Genomic DNA, 17,419 nt, shown 5'->3' with positions numbered 1-17,419 from the left:
GGAACACGTCTGTATAACCTTGAGTTAGTTCGTTAAGGGAGCGTGTTCCCTTTTTTCAAGCATGAGGAGGCAAAGTATGGAACCGAAATATAAGAGAATTGTGTTAAAATTGAGTGGAGAAGCGCTCGCAGGAGATCAAGGATACGGAATCGATCCGGCAATCGTCAACTCGATTTCTGGACAGATTAAAGAGTTAGTCGCCATGGGCGTCGAAGTAGCGGTCGTCGTAGGTGCCGGAAACATCTGGCGCGGAAAGACGGGAAGCGAACTCGGTATGGACCGGGCCAATGCCGATTACATGGGCATGCTCGCAACTGTACTTAACTCGCTTGCACTTCAAGACAGCCTCGAAACACACGGTGTCCAAACCCGCGTCCAAACATCAATCGAAATGCGTCAAGTTGCTGAACCGTATATCCGCCGCCGGGCGATGCGCCACCTTGAAAAAGGCCGGGTCGTCATCTTTGCAGCAGGGACGGGTAACCCATACTTCTCGACAGATACGACAGCAGCGCTCCGGGCAGCCGAGATCGAAGCTGATGTCATCTTAATGGGGAAAAACAACGTCGACGGCGTCTACTCGGCAGACCCGAAACTTGTCCCGGATGCGGTCAAATACGAGTCACTCACATACTTGGACGTCTTAAAAGACGGTCTCCAAGTCATGGACTCGACAGCGACGTCACTATGCATGGACAACCATATTCCGCTGATTGTATTCTCATTGCTTGAAGAAGGAAATATCAAACGTGTCGTTCTCGGGGAACATATCGGGACGGTAGTGGGAGGAATCAATTCATGAGTGCAAACGAAGTTATGAAAACGGCTGAAGAAAAGATGGTTAAAGCCCATACATCATTAAAACGTGATTTTGGGACGCTCCGCACCGGACGCGCCAGTGCATCGATTTTGGACCCGGTCCAAGTCGACTACTACGGTGTGCCAACACCGCTCAACCAAGTAGCGAACATCAACACGCCAGAAGCTCGTCTTTTGTTGATCCAACCTTGGGACAAGTCGCTCGTAACGGAAGTCGAGAAAGCGATTCAAAGAGCGGATCTCGGTCTGTCGCCATCTTCGGACGGGACAGTCATCCGTTTAGCAATCCCTGCCTTGACGGAAGAGCGCCGGAAAGAACTCGTTAAAATCACGAAGAAGTATGCGGAAGAAGCGAAAGTTGCGGTTCGTAACGTTCGTCGTGACGCGAACGAGAACTTGAAGAAGCTTGAAAAAGATGGAGATTTGACAGAAGACGACCTCCGTGGTTACGCGGACGACGTTCAAACGTTAACGGATTCTTACATCAAAAAGATTGATGAGTCTGCAGCGGTCAAAGAAAAAGAGATCATGGAAGTATAATCACGGAAGTGGTATACCAAAAAGCTGTGTGGGGACCCTTTTACTGAAAGGGTCCCTCTTTCATACAATCAGGAGGATAGACTATGTTTAAATGGGTGAATCCTAAAACGAAGACTGAGGCGGAATTGAGCATCCCCGAACATGTCGCCATCATCATGGACGGAAACGGCCGTTGGGCGAAGAAACGCGGGCTCCCGCGCATCATGGGTCACCGGGAAGGGATGAAATCGGTCCGTGAATCAGTCCGGACGGCTCAAGAGCTCGGCATCAAGTCGCTGACGCTTTACGCGTTCTCGACCGAAAACTGGACGCGTCCAGAAGAAGAAGTCAATTTTTTGATGAAGTTGCCGAAGCAATTTTTAGAGACCGACTTAAAAGAACTCGACGAACAAAACGTCAGAGTGCTCGTTGCCGGTGACGTGTCGAAACTGCCGCGCGGAACACGCGAGGCGGTCGAGGAAGCGCGGACGCGTACCGCGACAAACACGGGGTTAGACCTCGTCTTCGCGTTGAACTATGGCGGCCGTGACGAACTCATCCAAGCGATGCGTGACATTGCGCGCGACGTGTCGGCCGGACACATCAATCCAGATGAGATCGACGAGTCGATGATCGGAGAGCGGCTCATGACGAATATGCAAGATGTCGATTTGATCATTCGGACGAGCGGTGAACAACGGTTATCGAACTTCCTGCTCTGGCAAGGGGCGTATGCCGAACTCCACTTCACAGACGTATTGTGGCCCGAGTTCAAACGTGAGCACTTCGTCGAAGCAATCGAAGCGTACAATACACGTACGCGTCGGTTTGGTGGAGTGTAATATGAAAACACGAATTATTACCGGACTTTGGGCCGGCGCCATCTTTGTCAGCTTGATCGCCCTTGGCGGCAGCCCGTTCGTCATCTTGATGGGCGTGCTCGCTTTGATCGGTTTGAGCGAGTTTACGATGATGCGTGAGCATAAGCTGACAGCGTTCCCGTTCCTCGTGACATCGTTGCTCGTAGCGTTCCCGTTCGTCATGATGCTCTTAGAACGGCAGTTGTTGACGAGTGAACTTCCGATTTCGACGAGTCAATGGATGGTGCTCGGGTTAATGCTGCTTCTCTTTTGGACGGTCGTCACGAAAAACCGTTTCACATATGAAGATGCGAGTTTTTATTTCGTCTCGGCTGTTTATCTCGTCATCGGGTTTTCAAGCTTTGCCCTCGTCCGTCTGTCTGAAGACGGGCTGGCGAAAGTATTGCTCGTCTTATTTATCATTTGGGCGACCGATTCGGGTGCGTATTTCACGGGGAAAGCGATCGGCAAGACGAAACTATGGCCCTCGATCAGTCCGAACAAGACGATCGAAGGAGCTGTCGGCGGTATTGTTTCAGCTGTCGTCGTCGGTGTCGTCTATGTCTTGATTGAACCGGTCCTACCGCTCGTCGAAGTGCTCGTCTTAGCGGTTGTCGTTTCTGTCGTCGGCCAGCTCGGTGATTTGGTACAATCAGCGTACAAACGTCAGTTTGGCGTAAAAGATTCTGGACATCTATTACCGGGACATGGTGGCATTTTAGACCGATTTGATAGTATGATCGCGGTATTCACCGTCATTTGGATTTTCAATTTGTTGTAAAAGGAGTGTCAAGATGAAGCGAATCAGCTTAATCGGGGCGACTGGTTCGATCGGCGTACAGACGTGCGATGTGATCGAGCAGCACCCCGACTTGTTTGAACTTGAGGCGTACGCGTTCGGAACGAACGTCGAGGTAGCCGAGGAATGGATCAACCGCCTTCGCCCGAAATACGTATCAGCCAAAACGATCGAGGTACTCGAACAGCTCAAGCCACGCCTTACATACGAACCACTCTTTTTTATCGGACTCGAAGGGTTGATCGAATGTGCGACCGCTGAGCGGGCCAATGTGGTCGTGACGGCCGTCGTCGGGGCAGTCGGCTTAGAGCCGACGCTTGCCGCTATTAAAGCCGGTAAAGATATCGCCTTGGCGAACAAAGAAACGCTCGTCACAGCCGGACATCTCGTCATGGCCGCCGTCAAAGAGCACGGCGTCAGTTTGCTTCCGGTCGACAGTGAACACTCGGCCATCTACCAATGCCTGAACGGAGAGCGTCGTGAGGACGTTTCAAAAATCATTTTGACGGCCTCAGGCGGAAGTTTCCGCGATCGGACACGCGCTGAATTAGCGAACGTGACCGTCGAAGAAGCGCTCAATCATCCGAACTGGTCGATGGGTGCAAAAATCACGATCGATTCGGCGACGATGTTCAACAAAGGGCTCGAAGTCATCGAAGCGCACTGGTTGTTCGATATCGATTATAATGATATTGAAGTGGTGCTCCATCGGGAGTCGATCATTCACTCGATGGTCGAGTTTAAAGACGCCGCAGTCATGGCGCAACTCGGAAACCCCGATATGCGGGGACCGATCCTCTATGCGCTCTCTACCCCGAAACGGCTTGAAATCGAAGGGAACAAGCGGTTAAACTTGAGAGAAATCGGGACGCTCCATTTTGCGGAAGCCGATTTCGATCGCTATCCGGCTCTTCGACTAGCGTATGAAGCAGGTCGTCAAGGAGGTTCAATGCCGACCGTGTTGAATGCGGCTAACGAAACGGCTGTCGATTTGTTCTTGAACGGAAAGATTGCGTTCGTCGAGATTGAATCGATCGTCGCGCAAGCGATGGATGCACATACAGTCATTGTAGAACCGACGCTTGAGCAGATCCTTCAAGTCGATCAATCGGTTCGTGAACAAATTCAGCAACGAAAGTGAAGGTGGGGAATAGATCATGCAAACTTTTATCGCCATCGTTTTGATGTTTGGGGTGCTCATTTCAGTTCATGAATGGGGACACCTCGTCATGGCGAAACGGGCAGGGATTCTCTGTCACGAATTTGCAATCGGGTTTGGACCGAAAATCTTTTCGTTCAGAAAGAATGAGACGCTCTATACAATTCGCTTATTGCCGATCGGTGGTTACGTCAAGATGGCGGGTGAGGATTTCGAGCCGATCGAAGTGAAGGCCGGTCAACAAGTCGGGCTCCGGTTAACGAGCGCGGGCACAGTCGACCGCGTCTATTTCCAACCGGACCAAGCGACGGATGTACACGTCGTCGGAACGGTCGACAAGTTCGATTCGATCCGTGAATTGAAGATTCAATTGCTCGTCGACGAAGAAGTGCGGGTGTACACACTCGAGCGCGATACGCTTCTCGTCGATCAAGGTATGGAGATTCAAATCGCACCGTACGACCGCACGTTCGGAGCGCAATCAGTTTGGAAACGGGTGCTCGCGATCGCAGCCGGTCCGGCCATGAACTTCGTCCTTGCCTTCGTCTTGCTCGTTATTGTCGGTCTCGTGCAAGGCACACCGACAGACGACGGACAAATCGGGACAGTACAACCGGATTCGGCGGCTGATCAAGCCGGGCTCGTCACCGGAGACGAAATCGTCTCGATCGAGGGTGAGACGATTGATAACTGGCTCGATCTTCGAACGGTCTTGGCCGATCGTGCCGATACACCGACCGAGGTGACCTATATTCGGGCGGGTGAGGAACAAACGGTAACGCTCACACCTCAAGCAGTCGAACAAAATGGCGAGACGGTCGGTATCCTTGGCGTGACAAATGCGCTCGAGCGATCACCGACAAAAGCGTTCACAACAGGAGCTGAGACGACGTGGACGATGTCGACATTGATTTTCTCTGCGGTCGGTGATTTAGTGACCGGCCAAGTCGGAGTCGATCAACTCGCAGGTCCGGTCGGGATTGTCCGCATGACCGACGAAGTGGCGGCGAGCGGTTTCGTCATGTTGCTCAACTGGACGGCACTGTTATCCGTCAACTTGGCGATCTTCAACTTGTTGCCACTTCCGGCGCTTGACGGGGGACGACTCATCTTCTTGTTGTTCGAGGCAGTGCGTGGTCGACCGATCGATCCAAAAAAAGAAGGGTTCGTCCACTTTATCGGATTTGCCCTGCTTATGCTGCTCATGCTCATCGTCACTTGGAACGATATCCAATCATTTTTTAAATAGACTGTGTTAGAGAAGGGAAACGTTGATATTTATGAAACAATCGAGATTGCTTATGCCTACTTTGAGAGAGGTTCCTGCTGACGCTGAAGCTGTCAGCCATCAACTTCTCGTGCGCGGTGGATTTATTCGACAAAATGCAGCGGGGATCTACTCTTATTTACCACTCGGTCATCGTGTGTTACAAAATATTCAAACGATCATCCGTGAAGAGATGAACCGGGCCGGGGCGCAAGAACTGCTCATGCCGGCGATCCAACCAGCGGAGCTATGGGAAGAGACGGGACGTTGGGACATCTACGGACCTGAACTGATGCGTTTGACGGACCGTCATGACCGCCGTTTCGCACTTGGAGCGACCCACGAAGAGTTGATCACGTCGATCGTCCGTGACGAGTTGAACTCGTATAAGAAGTTACCGGTCAACTTGTACCAGATTCAGACGAAGTATCGCGATGAGCGTCGTCCGCGGTTCGGATTATTACGCGGACGTGAGTTTTTGATGAAAGATGCCTACTCGTTCCACGCCACACAGGCTGATTTGGACGAAGAGTACGACAATATGTACAACGCTTATTCGCGCATCTTTGACCGCACCGGTTTGAAGTATCGTCCGGTCGTGGCCGATTCAGGCGCGATTGGCGGGAAAGACACGCACGAATTCCAGGCGCTCGCCGAAATCGGTGAGGATACGATCGTCTACACGGACTCGTCGTCATACGCGGCGAACATCGAGATGGCGGAAACGCTTGACCGTTACGACATGCAAGCGGGTGTTGTGCTCGAGCTCGAGCAAGTCGATACGAAAGATCATAAGACGATCGAAGACGTGGCGCGATTCTTGGGCGTGGAGACGAACACGACGATCAAGTCGGTGTTGTTCAACGTCGACGGCGAGACGGTCATGGCGATCGTTCGCGGCGATCACGAAGCGAACGATGTCAAAGTGAAGAACGCCCTCGGCGGACTCGATATCCAAATGGAAGACGAGTCGAAGATTATTGAATTGTTCGGCTGTGAACCAGGGACGCTCGGACCGATCAACGCACCGGTCAAAGTCGTCGCCGATTACGCCGTTAAATATTTAGTCGATGCGGTATGTGGCGCCAACGTTGCGAACACGCACTTCATGCACGTCAATGCAGAACGCGACTTGTCGCACTTGACGTATCACGACCTCCGCTTCGTCGTCGAAGGCGACTTGGCACCGGACGAATCTGGTCCAGTCCGGTTCGCACGTGGGATCGAGGTCGGTCAAGTGTTCAAACTCGGTACGCGCTACTCAGAGGCGATGGGCGCGACGTTCTTGAACGAAGAAGGCCGGGCGGAACCACTCATCATGGGTTGTTACGGCATCGGTGTCTCGCGGACGCTTTCGGCAATCGTCGAACAGCATCACGACGACCGCGGTATCGTTTGGCCGAAGAGTGTCGCACCGTTTGATCTGCACTTGATTGCGATCAACGCGAAAGACGAGACGCAACTCGAACTTTCGAATCGACTTTACGGTGAACTATCATCGAAGTATGATGTATTGTACGACGACCGCAAAGAACGGGCCGGCGTTAAATTTGCCGACGCTGACTTGATCGGCTTGCCGATTCGTATCAACGTCGGGAAGAAAGCCGGCGAAGGCATCGTCGAAGTGAAAGTCCGTGCGACGGGCGAAGTGATTGAAACGACGGTAGAGGAGTTGCCGCAAGTGATTGTCGCGCAACTCAACGAGACGCATTGATCGATGAAGGTGACGGTTTCTTGCCGTCACCTTCATTTTTCGACATTGTCATATAAAGGGGGGGACGACTTACCCGTGGAAGCAAATCAAAAGATGCAATTACTGTTGACGGATCTCGGGATCACGACAGAGAGTGATCAGTTCGACGGAGCGGAACTATCGCGTCTTGTCGTCAATAAACAGCGACGGACGTGGACGTTTTACTTTAAGATGCGCCAAGTGTTGCCATATGAGGTTTATCAATTGTTCATGAGTCGGGTCGAGAATCGGTACGCGACGTTTGCCGATGAAGTGTATGCTCGTTTTACGACAGAGACAGGTGGAAGCGAGCAGGATTATATCGACTACTGGCCGCGCATCGTCAGTGAGCTCAGTCAAGTGTCGGGGGCGATGCGAAGCTATTTCGCAACTGTCAAACCGCGCTTCGAGCAAAACAAGTTGCTCATTCCCGTCCGCTCCGCACCTGAGGCGAGCTATGTCGATAAAGAGCTGTGCCAAGAAGTTCAAGCGCTCTACAGTGCTTACGGGTTTATGAAAAAGCCGTGCCAAGCCAGTTTCTCAGAAGACGCGGAAGCGAATCAGGCGTTGCGTGAACAAGTCGTCCAAGAAGATATCGAACAGGCGAAACTCGCACTCGCGGCCCAGTTCGCCAAAGCGACCGAGACGAACGATGAGCCGATCACGGAAGTGCGGATGGGCGCCTTGATCAAAGACGAGATCGTCCCGATCAAGACGATTATCGAAGAAGAACGCCGTGTCGCCATCCGTGGACTCGTGTTTTCAGCCGAACGGAAAGAGTTGAAGAGCGGGAAGAAGCTATTCACGATCAAGATGACCGATTATACCGATTCGCTCATCGTCAAAGTGTTCGCACGTGACGATGATGACGACCGTATGCTCAGTGCCGTCAAAAAAGGCATGTGGATCCAAGCGGCCGGACGAGTCGAAGACGATAGCTTCATGCGCGAACTGTGCATGATGGCGTCGCAGCTCCAAGAAGTGAAAGTCGAACCGAAGCGGGACGAATGGGCCGGGGAGAAGCGCGTCGAACTGCACGCCCATACGCAGATGAGCCAGATGGATGCGGTCACGAACGTGTCGGCGCTCGTCGCCCGGGCCGCCAAGTGGGGTCATCGCGCCATCGCCATCACCGACCATGCCGGTGTGCAGTCGTTCCCGGAAGCATATTATGCCGGGAAAAAGAACGACATTAAAATCTTGTACGGTGTTGAGGCGAACGTCGTCAATGACGGCGTGCCTGTCGCGTATCATCCGACCGACGTCTCGCTCGACGAGGCGACGTACGTCGTGTTCGACGTCGAGACGACCGGTCTGTCGGCCGTCTACAACAAAATCATCGAACTCGCCGGCGTCAAGATTAAAGACGGTGAGATCATCGACCGGTTCGAAGCGTTCGCCGACCCGAAACATCAACTTTCGGCGACGACGATTGAACTGACCGGGATCACGGATGACATGGTCCACGGACAGCCCGACCCGGAAGTGATCGCGAAACAGTTCGTCGACTGGTGCGGGGACGGGATTCTCGTCGCTCATAACGCCTCGTTCGATATGGGCTTTCTCGAGGCGACGCTCCGAAGCGGAGGACATGAGCCGGACGATTATCCGGTCATCGATACGCTTGAACTGGCCCGGACGATTTTACCGACGCTCAAAAACCACCGTCTCAACACGCTCGCCAAACGGTTTGATATCGAATTGACGCAGCATCACCGGGCCATCTATGATGCCGAGGCGACGGCGTACCTGCTCATGAAGTTGCTCGATTTGGCGAAACAGATGTTCGAGATGCAGACGCATCGGTCACTGAACGCGAAAGTCGGCAGTGACGTCTCGAAGATCCGTCCGTTTCATGCGACGGTTTACGCGAAGACGAAAAAACCAGGATTGCGCCACTTGTATGAGTTGATCTCGTTGTCGCACATCGACTATTTGTTCCGGATGGCTCGGATGCCGCGCTCAGAGATCGAGAAGCGCCGAGAAGGGCTGCTCATCGGCTCGGCGTGCGACAACGGCGAGATCTTTGACGCCGCCTTGAACAAGTCGGACGAAGAGCTCGAGAAGATGATGGCATTTTATGACTTCATCGAGATTCATCCGCCGGCACTTTATATGCATCTGATCGATAAAGAGATCGTCGCGAACGAGCTTGAACTTCGTGACATCATCAAACGGATCATTCGCGTGGCAGGTCAAGCCGGACTTCCGGTCTGTGCGACCGGGAACGTCCATTACTTGGACCGGACGGATCGGTCGTATCGCGAAATCCTGATCCGGACGCAAGGCGGGGCCAACTTCATTAACACGAGAAAAGAGTTGCCCCATGCCCATTTCCGGACGACGAAAGAAATGATGGAAGAGTTTAATTTTTTAGGTGACGAGCTCGCACGGGAGATCGTCATCACGAATCCGAACGCGATCGCCGACCAGATTGAAGCGATTCAAATCATCCCGGATGAACTGTATACGCCGAAAATCGAAGGGGCGGATGACGAGGTCCGTAATATGAGTTATGACATGGCCCGCTCGATTTACGGGGACGAGCTTCCGGAGATCGTCGAGGCCCGGCTCGAGAAGGAACTGAAATCAATCATCGGCCACGGCTTCGCCGTCATTTATTTGATCTCACATAAACTCGTCAAGAAGTCACTCGACGACGGTTACCTCGTCGGTTCACGAGGATCGGTCGGGTCGAGTCTCGTCGCGACGATGACCGAGATCACCGAGGTCAATCCACTACCACCGCATTATGTCTGTCCGAAGTGTCAACACTCTCACTTCTTTAATGACGGGTCGATCGGTTCCGGTTACGATCTTCCGGACAAGCAATGTCCGGAGTGTGGGACGTGGTATACGAAAGATGGACACGATATCCCGTTCGAGACGTTCCTTGGCTTTAAAGGGGACAAAGTACCGGATATCGATTTGAACTTCTCAGGTGAGTACCAGCCTCACGCTCACGCGTACACGAAAGTGTTGTTCGGAGAAGAGTACGTCTATCGTGCCGGGACGATCGGGACGATTGCCGACAAGACGGCGTACGGATATGTGAAAGGCTATGCGACCGAAAACGATAAGATTTACCGGAACGCCGAAGTCGATCGTCTCGTCTCGGGTGTCACCGGTGTCAAGCGGACGACCGGGCAGCATCCAGGCGGGATTATCGTCGTCCCGGACTATATGGACATCGCCGAAATCTCGCCGATCCAGTATCCGGCCGACGACCGAACGTCTGAATGGAAGACGACACACTTCGACTTCCATTCGATTCACGACAACTTGCTCAAGCTCGATATTCTCGGACACGATGACCCGACCGTCATCCGGATGCTCCAAGACTTATCAGGCATCGACCCGTTGACGATCCCGACGGATGATCCGACCGTCATGAAAATCTTTTCGTCACCGGAAGTGCTCGGTGTCACACCGGAGCAAATCGAGTCAAAAACAGGGACGCTCGGTATTCCTGAGTTTGGGACGAAGTTCGTCCGGCAAATGCTTGAAGAGACGAAACCGTCCACGTTCTCAGAGCTCGTCCAAATTTCAGGTCTGTCTCACGGGACGGACGTTTGGATCGGGAATGCGAACGAGTTGATCTATAACGGGACGTGTGAACTGAAAGACGTCATCGGGTGTCGTGACGACATTATGGTCTACTTGATCTACGCCGGACTGGAGCCATCGTTCGCCTTTAAGATCATGGAGTCGGTCCGTAAAGGGAAAGGTTTGTCTGACGACATGGAGTCAGAGATGCGGGAGAACAGCGTCCCGGAATGGTACATCTCTTCTTGTAAGAAGATCAAATACATGTTCCCGAAAGCACACGCGACCGCGTACGTGCTCATGGCCGTACGGATCGCTTACTTCAAAGTGCACCACCCGATTCTGTATTACGCGACATACTTTACGGTCCGCGCCGGCGATTTTGATTTGTCGGCGATGATCAAAGGGTCTCAGGCCGTCCGCAAGGCGATGTCTGATATCCGGGAGAAAGGCTTCGACGCCACGGCGAAAGATAAAGGGCTTCACACCGTGCTCGAACTCGCGCTTGAGATGCTCGAACGCGGCATGAAATTCCAAAACATCGATCTTTATCGTTCGAATGCGACCGAGTTCTTGATTGAAGGCAACACGCTCATTCCACCGTTCAACGCTGTCGATGGACTCGGGACGAACGCGGCGAAAGCGATTGTCGAGGCGCGTGCCGAAGGTCAGTTCTTGTCAAAAGAGGATCTCCGGAAACGGGCGAAATTGTCGAAGACGATTATCGAGACGCTCGATACGATGAAATGTCTCGAAGGCCTGCCTGACGAGAACCAACTTTCGTTCTTTGATTTTGGGGTGTAAGTTGCGAAAAAGCGGGAAAATATGATATATTGGTATCGAACAATGTTGGATACTACGACGGAAAGGAGTAGGGAACCCTACTCCTTTCTTGTATGTAAAAGCCAGAAGGAGGGATGAGAGTGTCCAAAATAACAGAAGTCGTCGAAACAATCGCGTTGCCGATTGTCGAGCAAGCGAACATGGAATTGGTCGATGTTGAATTCGTGAAAGAAGGGCCAGACTGGTTCTTGCGCGTCTATATCGATAAACCGGGGGGCGTCGATTTAGATGATTGCGTCAACATCAACGAGCAACTCTCGGAGAAATTAAACGCTACCGACCCAATCGAACAAGCCTATTATCTTGACGTCTCGAGTCCCGGTGCCGAACGACCACTTAAAAAGCCGACTGACTTTGAGCGGGCGATCGGGAAAAACGTCTACATTAAAACGTTTGCCCCGATTGAAGGTGCCAAAGAGTTCGAGGGCATTTTGACGGAGTACGACGGCGAGACCGCAGTTGTCGAAACGCGCATCAAGACTAGAAAAAAAGCGATATCGCTACCGGTTGATAAAATTGCACAAGCCCGCCTAGCGGTCACGTTTAGTTAAGGAGAGGTAAAGATGGGGCCACAATTACTCACAACAATCGAACAGATTGCACAAGAAAAAGGGATCGAGAAAGAAATCATCATCGACGCGCTTGAACAGGCGCTCATTTCGGCATATCGCCGAAACGTCGCCAACCCGAACGAGCACGTCAAAGTTGAGTTTGACCAAGTGACAGGTGACATTCGCGTGTTCGCGCTTCTCGAAGTCGTTGAACGCCTGACGCATCCGGACCAACAGCTTTCGCTTGAAGAAGCGCACGAGATCGACCCGAACTTTGAGTTAGGGGACTTCCATAAAGAAGAAGTGACACCGAGCGACTTCGGTCGTGTCGCAGCGATGACGGCCAAACAAGTCGTCACGCAAAAGATGCGTGAAGCCGAGCGCGAACGCATCTACAACCACTTCGTCGATAAAGAAGACGAGATCATGACAGGGATCGTCGAGCGGTTTGACCCGCGCAACTTGTACATCGGTTTAGAGAACAACATCGAGGCGGTGTTGACGCCGAATGAACAGATGCCGAACGAGTCGTATAAGATTCATGAACGCATCAAAGTATACGTGACGAAAGTTGACTCGACGACGAAAGGTTCTGGCGCGGCGATTCAAGTGTCGCGGACGCATCCTGGCCTACTTCGTCGTTTGTTCGAACTCGAAGTTCCAGAAATCGCGAGCGGGACGGTCGACGTCATGTCGGTGTCGCGTGAAGCGGGAGACCGTTCGAAAATCGCGGTCCACTCAGACATCGTCGATCCAGTCGGCGCATGTGTCGGTCCAAAAGGGCAACGTGTCCAGACGATCGTCGATGAATTGAACGGTGAGAAGATCGACATCGTCCGTTGGTCGAACGATCCAAAAGAGTTCGTTAAAAACGCACTCAGCCCGGCTCAAGTCGTTGATGTATATGTCAATGAACCGAACAAGTCGACGACAGTCGTCGTGCCGGACTACCAATTGTCGCTCGCGATCGGGAAGCGCGGTCAAAACGCGCGTCTCGCCGCCAAGTTGACAGGTTGGAAAATTGATATTAAGAGCGAGACGGATGCAGAGAGCATGAACTTGTTCGATACGTATGCCGAAAAAGTTGAATCAACGCCAGAAATTGTTCACAATGAAGTTGAACAGACTGACTCGGTTGATGTGACGCTCGAACCAACCGCGGTAAAAGAAGAGGAATGACCATGAAGCAAAAGAAACTTCCTTTGCGTAAATGTGTGATCACTCAAGAGATGTTACCAAAGAACGATTTGATTCGTGTCGTACGGACGCCGGAAGGCGACGTCGTCATCGACACGACCGGCAAACTGAACGGTCGTGGCGCGTATTTGTCAAGAGATGTCGATGTGATTCGTTTAGCAGAGAAAAAACGAACGCTTGATCATCATCTGAAAGTAAAGACGAGCGAGACACTTTATGAACAGCTAGAACAAGCTGTCACAGGTGCCGAATCATGAGTCAGTGGGAATCATTGTTAGGCCTCGCCTCACGTGCGAGGAAGGTAACGATGGGAGAAGAGTTTGTCTTGAAGGATGTACGGGCTGGCCGAGCCAAGCTCGTCATTCTTGCCGGAGACGCGGGAGCGTCGACGAGAAAACGGATTACCGACAAATGTACATCGTATGGTGTTCCATTAATCGAAGTGAGCGACCGACATACAATCGGAGCTGCTTTAGGTAAAGACATGCGAGTCGTCGTGTCTGTGACAGAATCCGGATTTGCGAACAAGCTTAAGCAACTTCTCTCTTAACTATTAACGGAGGTGGATGCTTTGGGAAAACGCGTCTATGAATTTGCAAAAGAACAGAATGTAACAAGTAAACAAGTCATTACTCAGCTCGAGAAGATGAACAAGTCAGTGAAAAATCACATGGCTGTATTGGATGATGAGTCGGTCAAGCAACTCGACCGTGTCTTCAACCCTGAGAAATATCGTTCGGCTGAGAAGCAAGAAAAACCTGCTGAGTCGAAGCCGGCTGAAGCGAAGCCTGCTGCGAAACAAGAAGCAGAGAAAAAAGAAGCACCGAAAGCCCGTCCACAAACTTCTAGCGCCCCGAGCAATCAAGCGGGCAACCGTGGTGGCAACCGTTTCGGCAACAACCGTAACGATAACCGCAACAAAAAGCGCGGCGGTAAATTTAAAGGGAAGCCTGCAAAAGCGGCAATCCCGTTAGAAGCGGATCCAAATTCGAAAACGAGCCAGCGTAAAGCATCTCGTTTAGCGCAAGAGTCTGAAATGGGCAACGTCATCAAGTACGAGGATGTCCTTAGCGTATCGGATCTCGCGGCGAAGATGGATAAAAAGCCAAACGAGATCATCATGAAATTGATGGGTCTTGGCGTCATGGCGACGATCAACCAAACACTCGATGACGAGACGATCGAATTGCTTGCGACTGAATTCGGTTTCGAAGTCGAAAAAGAAGTCATCATCGATGAGACGGACTTCGAAGAAGTGGAAATCGACTTCTCTGAGTACGACCTCATTGAGCGTCCTGCCGTCGTCACGATCATGGGTCACGTCGACCATGGTAAAACGACGTTGCTCGACTCGATCCGGAACACGAAAGTCGTCGCTGGCGAAGCTGGTGGAATCACGCAGCATATCGGTGCGTACCAAGTTGATATCAACGGTAAAAAAATCACATTCCTCGACACACCAGGTCACGCCGCCTTTACGACGATGCGTGCCCGTGGAGCTGAAGTGACGGATATCGCGATTATCGTTGTCGCAGCAGATGATGGTGTCATGCCACAGACAGAAGAAGCGATTTCTCACGCGAAGGCGGCAAACGTCCCAATCATCGTTGCCGTCAACAAAATGGACAAAGAAGGGGCTAACCCTGACCGCGTCAAACAAGAGTTGACTGAATTCGGACTCGTACCGGAAGAGTGGGGCGGCGAAACAATTTTCGTACCGATCTCTGCTTTGAAAGATGAGGGAATTGATGAGTTGCTCGAGATGATCTTGCTCGTTTCAGAAGTCGAAGAGTACAAGTCGACGCCTGAAATGCCAGCTCGCGGTTCGGTCATCGAAGCGAAGCTCGATAAAGGTCGCGGTCCTGTCGCCACGCTTCTCGTTCAACACGGGACACTTCGTATCGGTGACTCGATCGTCGTCGGCAGCACGTTCGGACGCGTCCGGGCCATGGTCAACGATATCGGTCGTCGTGTGAAAGAAGTTGGCCCATCGACGCCAATCGAAATTACAGGATTGAACGATGTCCCACAAGCTGGTGACCAGTTCATCGTCTTCGAAGACGAGAAAAAGGCACGTGCAATCGGAGAGAAACGTTACCAACGTTACCTCGAGTCGCAGCGCCGTGAATCGGCTAAAGTCAGTCTTGAAGACTTGTTCAGCCGGATTCAAGAAGGCGAAGTCAAAGACTTGAACGTCATCATCAAAGCAGACGTTCAAGGATCGGCTGAAGCGCTCGCTGGATCACTCCGCAAAATCGACGTCGCAGGCGTCAAGATCAACATCGTTCACCAAGGTGTCGGTGCGATCACAGAAGGTGATGTCATCCTCGCTTCAGCAGCGAACGCGATCATCATCGGATTCAACGTTCGTCCGGACGGTAACGCCCGATCAATGGCCGAACAAGAACACGTTGAAATGCGTCTGCACCGGATCATCTACAATGCGATCGATGAAATCGAAAGCGCGATGAAAGGGATGCTTGACCCTGAGTTCGTTGAAGAAGTGACAGGACAAGTCGAAGTCCGTGACGTCTTCAAAGTTTCAAAAGTCGGTACGATTGCCGGCTGTTACGTCACTGAAGGTAAAATCTCACGTGATGCCGGGGTACGCATCATCCGTAACGGGATCGTTGTGTACGAAGGTAAACTCGATACGCTCCGCCGCTTCAAAGACGATGTCAAAGAAGTTGCGACAGGCTACGAGTGTGGGATTAAAGTAGAGAAGTTCGACGACATCAAAGTGGAGGACGTCATCGAAGCGTTCATCATGAAAGAAGTCGAACGTAAATAAAGCGAGGAGTGAACACGTATGAATATTCGTGCCCAACGTGTTGCTGAACAGATGCGTAAAGAGATCACCGATATCCTCTTACGCGAAGTCAACGACCCACGTACAAAGAACGCGACCATCACGAGCGTAGACGTGACAGGAGATTTGCAACAAGCGACGGCCTATTACACGGTGCTCGGAGACGACGCCGACGTGAAGGCTGAGACGCAGGCAGGTCTTGATAAGGCGAGCGCCTTCATCCGCCGTGAAATCGGCAGCCGGATCCGTCTCCGTAAGACGCCGGAATTGTCGTTCGAATACGATTCTTCGGTCGCATATGGTAGCCATATCGATTCGTTGATCCGTGATTTGAATAAAGACTAATAAATTGAGGGGGGACTCGTGTCTCCCCTTTTTTGATATGGAGGAATGAACGTGGAACCGACAGGGATTTTAATACTAGATAAAGACAGCGGGATGACGAGCCACGATTGCGTCTTCAAGCTGCGTAAACTGTTTCAAACGAAAAAAGTTGGCCATACGGGCACGCTCGATCCGGAAGTGACCGGTGTGTTGCCGATCTGTTTCGGCCGCGCGACGAAGCTGTCCCGGTTTTTGACCGATGAGGGCAAGCGCTACGTCGCCGAAGTCACGATCGGGACGGCAACGATGACGGAAGACGCACACGGCGAAGTCGTCGCGCAAACTGATGTCGCGCCGGATGCGTTCACGGGTGAAGCTATCGACCGCGTTCTCGGCACGTTGACCGGAAGCATCGAGCAGGTGCCACCGTACTTCTCGGCCGTCAAAGTGAACGGGAAGAAGCTATACGAATACGCCCGCAAAGGACAGACGGTTGAACGGCCGCGCCGCATCGTCGAGATTCACCGGTTAGAACGGACGAACGAACCTGTCTTCGAGGACGGCGTCTGCCGGTTTCGCATTGATGTCGAGTGCGGAAAAGGCACGTTTATTCGGACACTTGCCGTCCAAATCGGGGAAGGACTCGGTTATCCGGCCCATATGAGCGATCTGCGTCGGACGCGGTCAGGCACGTTCGATGAAAGGGACGCCGTGACGCTCGCGGAGCTTACGGCGTTAGAGACGGTCGAAGCACGCGCTGAACGGCTCATCCCGCTCGAGGACGTGATCAAACGTTGGCCAGCCATCACCATTCCGGCCAATCGGGAACGGTATATTCGGAACGGTGGGCGCTTAAACGACGTCTCACTCGAATTTGAACTGTTTACTGTCTATAATGAAGAAGGAATTCCGCTCGCCCTCTATAGACGGCTTGACGGAACGACAGACGCAACAGTCGAGGTCATGTTGACAATCGACTAAGGGGGAATTTGAA

The 17,419-nt window shown here is 52.2% G+C and carries 15 protein-coding genes; all 15 read left to right on the top strand.

The features are described from left to right. Positions 1–76 precede the first annotated feature (76 nt). On the top strand, positions 77–802 hold the full coding sequence (pyrH, locus tag EVJ26_RS00745; RefSeq protein WP_071399619.1) for a UMP kinase: 726 nt from the start codon (positions 77–79) through the stop codon (positions 800–802). Next, entirely contained in the window at positions 799–1,359 is a 561-nt protein-coding gene (gene frr / locus EVJ26_RS00740; protein WP_035385902.1) for a ribosome recycling factor, read from the top strand. The genes pyrH and frr overlap by 4 nt, the downstream gene beginning before the upstream one ends. A gap of 83 nt (positions 1,360–1,442) precedes the next feature. Continuing rightward, entirely contained in the window at positions 1,443–2,180 is a 738-nt protein-coding gene (locus EVJ26_RS00735; RefSeq protein WP_070327473.1) for an undecaprenyl pyrophosphate synthase, read from the top strand. Position 2,181: 1 nt separating this feature from the next. Beyond that, positions 2,182–2,979 (top strand): phosphatidate cytidylyltransferase, encoded by a 798-nt coding sequence (locus EVJ26_RS00730; protein WP_070327472.1) that lies wholly within the window; start codon positions 2,182–2,184, stop codon positions 2,977–2,979. A gap of 13 nt (positions 2,980–2,992) precedes the next feature. After that, the gene (dxr, locus tag EVJ26_RS00725) at positions 2,993–4,138 is read left to right on the top strand and encodes a 1-deoxy-D-xylulose-5-phosphate reductoisomerase (protein WP_131456174.1); all 1,146 of its coding nucleotides are present in this window, start codon (positions 2,993–2,995) and stop codon (positions 4,136–4,138) included. Between the two features lie 16 nt (positions 4,139–4,154). Continuing rightward, complete coding sequence (gene rseP / locus EVJ26_RS00720) at positions 4,155–5,405, top strand: RIP metalloprotease RseP (protein ID WP_131456172.1); 1,251 nt, start codon at positions 4,155–4,157, stop codon at positions 5,403–5,405. Positions 5,406–5,436: 31 nt separating this feature from the next. Then, positions 5,437–7,137 (top strand): proline--tRNA ligase, encoded by a 1,701-nt coding sequence (locus EVJ26_RS00715; RefSeq protein WP_131467763.1) that lies wholly within the window; start codon positions 5,437–5,439, stop codon positions 7,135–7,137. 75 nt (positions 7,138–7,212) lie between these two features. After that, entirely contained in the window at positions 7,213–11,505 is a 4,293-nt protein-coding gene (locus EVJ26_RS00710) for a PolC-type DNA polymerase III (RefSeq protein WP_131467761.1), read from the top strand. A gap of 119 nt (positions 11,506–11,624) precedes the next feature. Beyond that, positions 11,625–12,095: a ribosome maturation factor RimP gene (gene rimP / locus EVJ26_RS00705; protein WP_070327467.1), complete on the top strand. Its 471-nt coding sequence runs from the start codon at positions 11,625–11,627 to the stop codon at positions 12,093–12,095. Positions 12,096–12,107: 12 nt separating this feature from the next. Then, positions 12,108–13,274 carry a transcription termination factor NusA gene (nusA, locus tag EVJ26_RS00700; RefSeq protein WP_070327466.1) on the top strand — a complete coding sequence of 389 codons (1,167 nt, stop codon included), beginning with the start codon at positions 12,108–12,110 and terminating at the stop codon, positions 13,272–13,274. Further along, the gene (gene rnpM, locus EVJ26_RS00695) at positions 13,271–13,549 is read left to right on the top strand and encodes an RNase P modulator RnpM (RefSeq protein ID WP_233589595.1); all 279 of its coding nucleotides are present in this window, start codon (positions 13,271–13,273) and stop codon (positions 13,547–13,549) included. The genes nusA and rnpM overlap by 4 nt, the downstream gene beginning before the upstream one ends. Beyond that, complete coding sequence (locus tag EVJ26_RS00690; protein ID WP_070327464.1) at positions 13,546–13,842, top strand: YlxQ family RNA-binding protein; 297 nt, start codon at positions 13,546–13,548, stop codon at positions 13,840–13,842. The genes rnpM and EVJ26_RS00690 overlap by 4 nt, the downstream gene beginning before the upstream one ends. 21 nt (positions 13,843–13,863) lie before the next feature. Continuing rightward, on the top strand, positions 13,864–16,083 hold the full coding sequence (infB, locus tag EVJ26_RS00685; RefSeq protein WP_131456166.1) for a translation initiation factor IF-2: 2,220 nt from the start codon (positions 13,864–13,866) through the stop codon (positions 16,081–16,083). Between the two features lie 18 nt (positions 16,084–16,101). Further along, entirely contained in the window at positions 16,102–16,446 is a 345-nt protein-coding gene (gene rbfA, locus EVJ26_RS00680) for a 30S ribosome-binding factor RbfA (RefSeq protein ID WP_016508272.1), read from the top strand. Positions 16,447–16,497: 51 nt separating this feature from the next. Then, complete coding sequence (truB, locus tag EVJ26_RS00675; RefSeq protein ID WP_131456164.1) at positions 16,498–17,406, top strand: tRNA pseudouridine(55) synthase TruB; 909 nt, start codon at positions 16,498–16,500, stop codon at positions 17,404–17,406. Positions 17,407–17,419 lie beyond the last annotated feature (13 nt).

This window comes from Exiguobacterium sp. SH3S1 (assembly GCF_004337105.1).
GTDB classification, from domain to species: Bacteria; Bacillota; Bacilli; order Exiguobacteriales; family Exiguobacteriaceae; genus Exiguobacterium; species Exiguobacterium aurantiacum_A.
Note: the sequence above shows the minus strand (reverse complement) of the source record. Positions and strands in the feature narration are given on the sequence as shown.

Coding starts and splice junctions, on each gene's coding strand:
- pyrH (WP_071399619.1), top strand. CDS start 77: ATGGAACCGAAATATAAGAGAATTGTGTTAAAATTGAGTGGAGAAGCG.
- frr (WP_035385902.1), top strand. CDS start 799: ATGAGTGCAAACGAAGTTATGAAAACGGCTGAAGAAAAGATGGTTAAA.
- EVJ26_RS00735 (WP_070327473.1), top strand. CDS start 1,443: ATGTTTAAATGGGTGAATCCTAAAACGAAGACTGAGGCGGAATTGAGC.
- EVJ26_RS00730 (WP_070327472.1), top strand. CDS start 2,182: ATGAAAACACGAATTATTACCGGACTTTGGGCCGGCGCCATCTTTGTC.
- dxr (WP_131456174.1), top strand. CDS start 2,993: ATGAAGCGAATCAGCTTAATCGGGGCGACTGGTTCGATCGGCGTACAG.
- rseP (WP_131456172.1), top strand. CDS start 4,155: ATGCAAACTTTTATCGCCATCGTTTTGATGTTTGGGGTGCTCATTTCA.
- EVJ26_RS00715 (WP_131467763.1), top strand. CDS start 5,437: ATGAAACAATCGAGATTGCTTATGCCTACTTTGAGAGAGGTTCCTGCT.
- nusA (WP_070327466.1), top strand. CDS start 12,108: ATGGGGCCACAATTACTCACAACAATCGAACAGATTGCACAAGAAAAA.
- rnpM (WP_233589595.1), top strand. CDS start 13,271: ATGACCATGAAGCAAAAGAAACTTCCTTTGCGTAAATGTGTGATCACT.
- EVJ26_RS00690 (WP_070327464.1), top strand. CDS start 13,546: ATGAGTCAGTGGGAATCATTGTTAGGCCTCGCCTCACGTGCGAGGAAG.
- rbfA (WP_016508272.1), top strand. CDS start 16,102: ATGAATATTCGTGCCCAACGTGTTGCTGAACAGATGCGTAAAGAGATC.